This window comes from Pseudomonas sp. V98_8 (assembly GCF_029967975.1).
Taxonomy (GTDB): domain Bacteria; phylum Pseudomonadota; class Gammaproteobacteria; order Pseudomonadales; family Pseudomonadaceae; genus Aquipseudomonas; species Aquipseudomonas umsongensis.
Genome location: NZ_JASCAE010000066.1, coordinates 23,880 through 29,893, shown reverse-complemented (window position 1 = coordinate 29,893; position 6,014 = coordinate 23,880). Strand labels below are relative to the sequence as shown.

At 59.1% G+C, this 6,014-nt stretch carries 5 protein-coding genes; 3 read left to right on the top strand and 2 right to left on the bottom strand.

Translation table 11 applies throughout. The features are described from left to right. Window positions 1-143: 143 nt before the first annotated feature. Both QLG10_RS21430 and QLG10_RS21425 read right to left on the bottom strand, forming a co-directional pair. Window positions 144-1,637 carry a CoA-acylating methylmalonate-semialdehyde dehydrogenase gene (locus tag QLG10_RS21430; protein ID WP_020796322.1) on the bottom strand — a complete coding sequence of 498 codons (1,494 nt, stop codon included), beginning with the start codon at window positions 1,635-1,637 and terminating at the stop codon, window positions 144-146. 75 nt (window positions 1,638-1,712) lie between these two features. Then, window positions 1,713-3,062, bottom strand: a complete 1,350-nt coding sequence (locus tag QLG10_RS21425; RefSeq protein ID WP_083350094.1) for an aspartate aminotransferase family protein — start codon at window positions 3,060-3,062, stop codon at window positions 1,713-1,715. 137 nt (window positions 3,063-3,199) lie between these two features. Between QLG10_RS21425 and QLG10_RS21420 the strand changes: the two genes are divergently transcribed. From QLG10_RS21420 to QLG10_RS21410, 3 genes are all read left to right on the top strand, one after another. After that, window positions 3,200-4,120: a LysR family transcriptional regulator gene (locus QLG10_RS21420; RefSeq protein ID WP_110753155.1), complete on the top strand. Its 921-nt coding sequence runs from the start codon at window positions 3,200-3,202 to the stop codon at window positions 4,118-4,120. 88 nt (window positions 4,121-4,208) lie between these two features. After that, the gene (locus tag QLG10_RS21415) at window positions 4,209-4,859 is read left to right on the top strand and encodes a TetR/AcrR family transcriptional regulator (protein ID WP_020796325.1); all 651 of its coding nucleotides are present in this window, start codon (window positions 4,209-4,211) and stop codon (window positions 4,857-4,859) included. Between the two features lie 7 nt (window positions 4,860-4,866). Continuing rightward, window positions 4,867-5,448 carry a YigZ family protein gene (locus tag QLG10_RS21410; RefSeq protein WP_110753157.1) on the top strand — a complete coding sequence of 194 codons (582 nt, stop codon included), beginning with the start codon at window positions 4,867-4,869 and terminating at the stop codon, window positions 5,446-5,448. Window positions 5,449-6,014: the final 566 nt, after the last annotated feature.

The window sequence follows — 6,014 nt, the reverse complement described above, 5'->3', positions numbered from 1 at the left end:
GTTTCGACTGCGCCGGAAGTGGGGCGAATTATAGGCTTCCAGAATCTGCCGTCAACCGCTATTTTCACAAAAGTGTCATATCGGCCAAAAAGCCCACAAAACAAAAGGCCGACCCTATGGGTCGGCCTTCTTTACCCTTCTACTTACAAGCTAGGGAAAGCGAACTGCGAAGCTTCATGGCTCGCACGCTGCGGCCAGCGTTGAGTGATGGCCTTGCGACGGGTGTAGAAACGCACACCATCCGGACCGTACGCATGCAGGTCACCGAACAGCGAACGTTTCCAGCCACCAAAGCTGTGGTAAGCCACCGGCACTGGCAGCGGTACGTTGACTCCGACCATGCCCACTTCGATCTCGTCGCAGAACAAGCGTGCCGCTTCGCCGTCACGGGTGAAGATGCAGGTGCCGTTGCCATACTCGTGATCGTTGATCAGCTGCATCGCTTCTTCCAGGCTGTTGACCCGTACGACGCACAGCACTGGCCCGAAGATCTCCTCCTTATAGATACGCATTTCTGGCGTGACGTTGTCGAACAGGCAACCGCCCAGGAAGAAACCTTCCTCGTGACCATCAACGGTCAAGCCACGACCATCCACCACCAGTGTCGCACCGGCGGCTACGCCGTCTTCTACATAACCGCTGACCTTGTCGCGCGCCTGGCCAGTCACCAGCGGGCCCATGTCCAGGCCGCAGCTGGTACCTGCACCGATTTTTAGTGCCTTGATCTGCGGCACCAGCTTGGCAACCAACGCATCCGCCACCTGGTCGCCGACGCACACGGCCACCGAGATCGCCATGCAACGCTCGCCGCAAGAACCGTAGGCCGCGCCCATCAGTGCGCTGACGGCGTTGTCCAGATCTGCATCCGGCATCAGCACCGCGTGGTTCTTCGCCCCGCCCAAGGCCTGCACGCGCTTGCCGCGCTTGGTACCTTCGCTATAGATGTATTCGGCAATCGGCGTAGAACCGACGAAGCTCAGCGCCTTGACTTCCGGTGCTTCGATCAAGGCGTCCACCGCCGTCTTGTCACCGTGCACCACACTCAGCACGCCTTTAGGCAGACCAGCCTCCAGCAGCAATTGCGCGATCAGCAGCGTAGAGCTTGGGTCACGCTCGGACGGCTTGAGGATGAAGCAGTTGCCGCAAACGATCGCCAGCGGGTACATCCACAGCGGCACCATGGCCGGAAAGTTGAACGGCGTGATACCGGCCACAACACCCAACGGCTGGAAGTCGGACCATGCATCGATATTCGGGCCAACGTTGCGGCTGTATTCGCCCTTGAGGATTTCCGGTGCCGCGCAAGCGAACTCGACGTTCTCGATACCGCGTTTCAGTTCACCTGCCGCGTCTTCCAGCGTCTTGCCGTGTTCTTCACTGATCAGTTGAGCGATACGCGCTTCGTTCTGCTCCAGCAGTTGCTTGAAGCGGAACATTACTTGGGCACGTTTGGCCGGCGGCGTGTTGCGCCAAGCCGGGAATGCAGCCTTCGCGGCATCGATAGCGCTCTGGATGGTTTCGCGGGTGGCCAGCGGCAGCTTGTGGATCGCCTGACCGGTGGACGGGTTGAACACATCAACCGCGCGACCGTTCTCGGTGACCAGTTCGCCATTGATCAAATGTGGAATAACGCTCATGGAAGCTCCTGAAAAGTTGTCCACAGGCGCGCCCAAATCGCGCACCCGTTTTTTGTAGGTATATAGAAGAAGAAATCAGTCGATCTTGCCCAGCACTTCGCCGACCGCGTCGAACAGACGATCCAGGTCCTGCGGCTTGCTGTTGAACGTTGGGCCGAACTGCAGGGTGTCGCCGCCGAAACGCACGTAGAAACCTGCTTTCCACAAGGCCATGCCCGCTTCGAACGGGCGCACGATGGCGTCGCCGTCACGTGGCGCGATCTGGATCGCCCCCGCCAGGCCAAAGTTACGGATGTCGATGATGTTCTTGGTGCCCTTGAGGCCATGCAGCGCGTTTTCGAAATGCGGTGCGACTTCGGCGACGCTCTGTACCAGGTTTTCCTTTTGCAGCAGGTCGAGTGCCGCCAGGCCCGCTGCGCACGCCACCGGGTGCGCGGAATAGGTATAGCCGTGGGGGAATTCCACCGCGTATTCAGGCGTCGGCTGATTCATGAAGGTCTGGTAGATCTCGGAGCTGGCAATCACCGCGCCCATCGGGATGGCACCGTTGGTGACTTGCTTGGCGATGCACATCAGGTCTGGGGTAACGCCAAAGGTGTCGGCACCGAACATGTTGCCGGTACGGCCGAAACCGGTGATCACTTCGTCAAACACCAGCAGGATGCTGTGCTGATCGCAGATTTCGCGCAGGCGCTTGAGGTAACCCTGTGGCGGCACCAGTACGCCAGCGGAACCGGCCATGGGCTCGACGAATACCGCCGCGATGTTCGAGGCATCGTGCAGTTCGATCAGCTTGAGCAGTTCGTCAGCCAGGGCGATACCGCCCTGCTCCGGCATGCCACGGGAGAACGCATTGCTGGCCAGCAAGGTGTGCGGCAGGTGATCGACGTCCATCATCGCCTGGCCGAAGAGCTTACGGTTGCCATTCACGCCACCGAGGCTGGTGCCGGCGATATTCACGCCGTGATAGCCACGGGCACGGCCGATCATCTTGGTCTTGGTCGACTGGCCTTTGAGGCGCCAGTAGGCTCGCACCATCTTCACTGCCGTGTCGGCGCACTCGGAACCCGAGTCGGTGAAGAACACGTGGTTCAGGTTGCCCGGCGTCAGGTCGGTGATCTTTTCCGCCAGCTGGAACGACAGCGGATGGCCGTACTGAAAGCCCGGCGAGTAGTCGAGGGTACCCAGTTGCTTGGCCACCGCCTCCTGGATTTCCTTGCGGGTGTGCCCGGCGCCGCAGGTCCACAGGCCAGATAGCGAGTCATAGACTTTGCGGCCCTTGTCGTCGATCAGCCAGCTGCCCTCGGCGCCAACGATCAGGCGCGGGTCGCGCTGAAAGTTGCGGTTGGCGGTGTACGGCATCCAGTGGGCATCGAGCTTGAGCTGGCTGGCCAGGGATGTCGGGGCGTTTTCAGGCAAGTTCATGGGTGAAACCTCGCAAGGCAATAAGCGCGTAGGGATTAAAAACCGCTGTTGCAGCTAAGTTGCCACGGAGATAAAGTCGGTGAAATCCAACTTTTCTAACCTTCAGTCAGCCCCTCACTAAACTATCGAGTAAGCGCATGAGCAGCCGCCGCCCCGATCCACTGGCACAAGTCAGCGACTTCGATATCCGTCTGCTGCGGATCTTTCGCAGCGTGGTCGAATGCGGCGGCTTCTCCGCGGCTGAAAGCGTGCTCGGCATCGGTCGATCAGCGATCAGCCAGCAAATGAGTGACCTGGAACAGCGCCTGGGTTTGCGTCTGTGCCAACGCGGGCGCGCCGGATTTTCACTGACTGAAGAGGGTCGCGAGGTTTATCAGTCTGCGTTGCAACTATTGAGCGCACTGGAAAGTTTCCGCACCGAGGTCAACGGCCTGCACCAACATCTGCGCGGCGAGTTGACCATCGGCCTGACAGACAACCTGGTGACGCTGCCGCACATGCGCATTACCCATGCCCTGGCGCAATTGAAGGAGCGCGGACCGGATGTGCAGATTCAGATCCGGATGATCGCGCCCAACGAAGTGGAGCAAGGCGTTCTCGACGGTCGACTGCACGTCGGTGTGGTGCCACAGGCGAGTGCGCTGTCCGGGCTGGAGTATCAACCGCTCTACAGCGAACGCTCGCTGCTGTATTGCGCGGTGGGCCACCCGCTGTTTTATGTCGATGACAGGCAACTGGACGATGCACGCCTCAACAGCCAGGACGCGATTGCCCCGACCTTCCGTTTGCCGGCGGACATCCAGGCTCATTATCAAGCGCTCAATTGCACCGCCAGCGCATCGGATCGTGAAGGCATGGCCTTTCTGATTCTGACCGGGCGCTATATCGGTTATCTGCCGGATCACTATGCGAGTCTTTGGGTGCAACAGGGACGCTTGCGGGCGCTGAAAGCCAATACGCGTTTTTATGACCTGAGCCTTGCCTCGGTCACGCGTAAGGGGCGTCGTCCGCACCTGGTGCTGGAAAGCTTCCTGGAGAGCTTGGCCGCGACACGCTGACAGGGGTTTTTCTTACCGGGACTTGTCTGGAACCTGTGGGTGCGCTATCAACGTCAAGGCCCGCAACCCCTCTTGATCGGAAGTGCCCATGACCTTTGAAGTCCCAGCTCACAGCGGCAAGCCCGCCAGCCGCATTCGTCAGAAAAACGAAGAGACCATCATCAAGGCCGCCGAGGACGAGTTCGCCCGTCACGGGTTCAAGGGCACCAGCATGAACACCATTGCCCTGAATGCCGGCTTGCCCAAAGCGAACCTGCATTATTACTTCACCAACAAACTCGGTTTGTATGTGGCGGTGCTGAGCAACATCATCGAGTTATGGGACAGCACCTTCAATACCCTGACCGCGCAAGACGACCCCGCCGAAGCCTTGACCCGCTATATCCGCGCGAAGATGGAGTTTTCCCGGCGCCAGCCGCAAGCGTCCCGAATCTTCGCCATGGAGGTCATCAGTGGCGGCGAATGCCTGACCGAATATTTCAACCAGGACTATCGCACCTGGTTCCAGGGCCGTGCCGCGGTGTTCCAGGCGTGGATTGACGCTGGCAAAATGGACCCGGTCGACCCGGTGCACCTGATTTTCCTGCTGTGGGGCAGCACCCAGCATTACGCCGACTTCGCCACGCAGATCTGCCGGGTCAGCGGACGCAGCAAGCTGACCAAGCAGGACATGGAAGACGCCGGCAATAATCTGATCCGTATCATTCTCAAAGGCTGCGGCCTCACACCTTCCCTCTAAGACCACTATGCCTTTTACCCTCAGCGACTTTTGCGAATACCGCGAAGAGATTCGCAAAAGCCGCTTCATCACCTTTGCCGCACCGATCGGCAGCCCCGCCGACGCCCAGGCCTTCATCGCCCAACACAGCGATCCGAACGCTACGCACAATTGCTGGGCGTGGAAGCTCGGTGATCAATACCGCAGTACCGACGACGGCGAGCCTGGCGGCACGGCTGGCCGACCGATTCTGGCGGCCATCGAGGCACAGGATTGCGATCAGGTCGTCGTACTGGTCATTCGCTGGTATGGCGGCATTCAACTGGGCACCGGCGGACTGGCCCGGGCCTATGGCGGCGGTGCCAACAAGTGCCTGCAAGCAGCGCCAAAGGTTGAGTTGATCAGTCGGGTGCCGGTGCGATGCGCTTGTGCGTTCAGTGAGCTGGCGTTGGTCAAGCTGCGTGTCGCGGAACTCGGCGCACTGGTGGTGCAGGAGGATTTCACGGCCAATGGCGTTGAATTGCAATTGGCGGTGGGTGCGGGGCAGATCGCCACATTGCAATCTCTACTCGCCGACTTAAGTCGTGGACGGATTTTGTTGCAGCGCTAGCAAGATCAAAAGATCGCAGCCTGCGGCAGCTCCTACCGGGAGAACGCTATCCCCTGCAGGAGCTGCCGCAGGCTGCGATCTTTTGGAGCATTGCGCTTTTTTCACTTAGCCCCTAGTTGCCCACATCTGCTGTGCACCCGCCTGTGGATAACCTGAGCACATACCGCTGTAACCCTTCTGTCATGCGGCTTTGCGGGCTTTGCTCATTTTTCGTCCATTTCCTCTTTAAAATTGCTAAATACAAATAAAAACAATCAGTTAGGTTGGTTTAGCACTTTTAGAAGAAAGCCCCCCCGCGCTTATGCCCACCCTTCGAGCTTGCGCACAAATACTGTGGAACAATCTGTGGATAACCCGTTCATGGCTGGCTCGGCTGCATATCGGGCATGGCTTGCGGACATGTGCTCATTTTTTGATCAAAGGCAGATGCGCAAAACGGGAGCGGATCAACGGCTTTGCACTCAAGTGGTGCCTGGCTCGCGATCAACTCAAACCCGGCACCGAGCGCAATGCCCTGACACACGGACTCCCAGAATATTTCCTGACCTGATGGCCAGAAAATTGCT